The organism is Klebsiella sp. Ech2A (genome assembly GCF_030078455.1).
Classification (GTDB): domain Bacteria; phylum Pseudomonadota; class Gammaproteobacteria; order Enterobacterales; family Enterobacteriaceae; genus Klebsiella; species Klebsiella terrigena.
This window is the reverse complement of sequence record NZ_JAQGFU010000328.1, coordinates 1-2,905: the sequence shown is the minus strand read 5'-3', so window position 1 is coordinate 2,905 and position 2,905 is coordinate 1. Positions and strand designations below refer to the sequence as shown.

At 62.0% G+C, this 2,905-nt stretch carries 2 protein-coding genes and 1 pseudogene; 2 read left to right on the top strand and 1 reads right to left on the bottom strand.

Going from position 1 to position 2,905, the window contains the following annotated elements; all coding sequences use genetic code 11:
- Nucleotides 1-19 precede the first annotated feature (19 nt).
- Complete coding sequence (locus tag PFH44_RS26395; RefSeq protein WP_241722057.1) at nt 20-733, bottom strand: GNAT family N-acetyltransferase; 714 nt, start codon at nt 731-733, stop codon at nt 20-22.
- 210 nt (nt 734-943) lie between these two features.
- On the opposite strand from PFH44_RS26395, the gene PFH44_RS26390 reads away from it, so the two are divergent.
- Both PFH44_RS26390 and PFH44_RS26385 read left to right on the top strand, forming a co-directional pair.
- On the top strand, nt 944-2,512 hold the full coding sequence (locus PFH44_RS26390; protein ID WP_283826667.1) for an ABC transporter substrate-binding protein: 1,569 nt from the start codon (nt 944-946) through the stop codon (nt 2,510-2,512).
- 92 nt (nt 2,513-2,604) lie between these two features.
- Nucleotides 2,605-2,905: pseudogene (locus PFH44_RS26385) on the top strand (ABC transporter permease); the annotation flags it as partial.

The window sequence follows — 2,905 nt, the reverse complement described above, 5'->3', positions numbered from 1 at the left end:
CGCCTCCCCCTCCGGTTATTCAGGCGGGGGAGATTGCTTCCCGGAACTCATCCAGCCGCTTTATCTGCCGCCCCTCGGCATCGAAGTTGTCCGCCGCCAGCCACGCCCGCAGTTCGGCGTCGCGCTGCGGCCATTCGCCGTCGATAATCGACAGCATATCGCTGTCGCGGCTGCGCGCCTTGCGCACCATCTTCTGGCGCAGGCGCCCCTCCCAGGTAAAGCCCAGCCGCTCGGCGGCCCGGCGGGAGGCGATATTCATCGAGTCGCACTTCCACTCCAGGCGCCGATAGCCGGCGGCGAACGCGTACTTCAGCAGCAGCCAAACCGCCTCGGTGCCCAGCGGGGTATTTTTCATCTTCCGCGACCAGGTGACGTGGCCGATCTCCACCGAGCCCATCGCCTGCTCAATGGCCATAAAGCTCACCAGCCCCACCGCCTGGCCGGAGCCGAGATCGATAACCGCAAAGGGGACCAGCGCGTCGTCGCCGACTTTGCCTGCCACCCAGTGCGCGGTAGCCTCCACGGTTTCGGGGCGCGTGCTGGCAAGCCAGGTCCAGTCGCTGCCGTCGCCCAGGGCGTAGGCGGCAAACAGATCGGCGGCGTGTCGCCGGGTATCCAGCGGCTCAAGCCGGCAATAGCGTCCCGTTAACGCGCTGCGCTTTAGCACGCTGGCGCCCTGCCAGCCAACGACCACATCGTTCACCTGCTGGCCATACTGATTGATTTCCGGCATTTTCACGTTCCGTTAAATTGTGATCAAATTGTTATATCAAGAAGCGCGGCGCGCAGAAAGCCGGCGGCGTAACTTTTCACTCATCGCCCGATGATATTGATTATGCTTTTTAAGCATAAGCTTATCCGCATTTTGACTTTACGCCTTTGGTGAAGGGGCCTAATTTAGCGGCACATCAATAATCAAAACATCATTTTTCAGGGATTGCTCATGACTAAAAAACTGCTGTCATTACTGGTGCTGACCGCGCTATCCGCCGCCGTTCATGCCGCCACGCCGCCAACCACCCTGGTGGTTGCCCAGGGCCTCGACGACATCGTCAGCCTCGACCCGGCGGAAGCCAACGAACTCTCCAGCATTCAAACGGTACCGAGCCTCTACCAGCGCCTGGTGCAGCCGGACCGCGACAACCCTGAAAAAATCACCCCCGTTCTGGCCGAAAGCTGGCAGGCGGACCCGGCGGCGAAAACGCTGACCGTGAAGGTCAAGCCCGAGGCGAAGTTCGCCTCCGGCAACCCGGTACGCCCGGAAGATATTATCTTCTCCTACACCCGCGCGGTGACCCTGAATAAATCGCCGGCCTTTATCCTCAACGTCCTCGGCTGGCAGCCGGACAATATTGCCGGCCAGCTGAAGAAGGTGGATGACCACACGCTGGTGCTGCACTGGACCGCCGAGGTGAGCCCGGCGGTGGCGCTGAATATTCTCTCCACGCCTATCGCCTCTATCGTCGATGAAAAGCTGGTGGCGCCGAATGCCAAAGATAACGATTTCGGCAACGGCTGGCTGAAGATGCACTCGGCGGGCAGCGGAGCCTTCAAAATGCGCGTTTACCAGCCGCATCAGGCCATCGTGCTGGAGGCCAACGACAGCTCGCCCACCGGCGCGCCGAAGCTGAAAAGCATCATCATCAAGAACGTGCCCGATCCGGCCTCCCGCCGCCTGCTGATCCAGCAGGGTGACGCCGACGTGGCGCGCGACCTCGGCGCCGATCAGATTGCCGCTCTGCAGGACAAGCCCGGCGTGAAGGTGCTGAGCATTCCGTCGGCGGAACAGAACTATCTGGTATTTAACGCCGGCAACGCCGCCAACCCGCTGCTGAAAAACCCGGCGCTGTGGGAAGCCGCGCGCTGGCTGGTGGATTACGACGGCATCACGAAGGACCTGCTCAAGGGCCAGTATTTTGTCCACCAGAGCTTCCTGCCGGTGGGTCTGCCGGGGGCGCTGGACAACAATCCGTTTAAATTCGACCCGGCGAAGGCCAAAGCGATCCTCGCCAAAGCCGGAATTAAAGACGCCCACTTCACCCTTGATGTCGAAAACAAGCCGCCGTTTATCACCATCGCCCAGTCCATGCAGGCCAGCTTCGCCCAGGGCGGGGTGAAGATCGATCTGCTGCCGGCGGCCGGCAGCCAGGTGTACGCCCGCGTGCGGGCGAAGCAGCATCAGGCGGCGATTCGCCTGTGGATCCCCGACTACTTCGACGCCCACTCCAACGCCAGCGCCTTTGCTTACAACGACGGGAAGTCGAGCACCGTGGCGGGTCTTAACGGCTGGCAAATCCCGGAGCTGAATAAAGCCACCCTCGCGGCGGTGGCCGAGCCGGATGCCGCCAAACGCCTCGGACTCTATAAACAGATGCAGGAAGAGCTGCAGCGCAGCTCGCCGTACGTGTTTGTCGATCAGGGGAAAACGCAGATCGTGGTTCGCGACAACGTCAAGGGCTACCAGCAGGGGCTGAACGCTGATATGGTCTGGTACGATCGGGTCAGCAAATAGCGACGCTTTAGCCACCCGGACGCGGATTTACGCCGCGCTCCGGGGATGTTCTCCGCAACGTTCACACGGCACCCTTTACCTACGGAATAACCATGTCTGCTGTTTCACCCACCGGAGCGGAGCGGCGCGCAAAGCGCCCTCTGCTCGCGCTATTTCAGGGACTGCTGACCCTGGCGCTGACCCTGCTCGGCCTGCTGCTGGTGACCTTCGCGCTCTCGGCGCTGTCGCCGGTTGACCGGGTTTTGCAAATCGTCGGCGACCACGCCAGCCAGTCCACCTACGATCAGGTACGCCATCAGCTCGGCCTTGACCGGCCGCTGCCGGTCCAGTTCTGGCACTATCTGACCCGGCTCGCGCACGGCGATCTTGGCATCGCCAGCCCCCCCGGCAAGC

What these genes read in the sequence shown, in the direction of transcription:
- PFH44_RS26395 (WP_241722057.1), bottom strand. Translation starts at nt 733, where the DNA reads ATGCCGGAAATCAATCAGTATGGCCAGCAGGTGAACGATGTGGTCGTT.
- PFH44_RS26390 (WP_283826667.1), top strand. Translation starts at nt 944, where the DNA reads ATGACTAAAAAACTGCTGTCATTACTGGTGCTGACCGCGCTATCCGCC.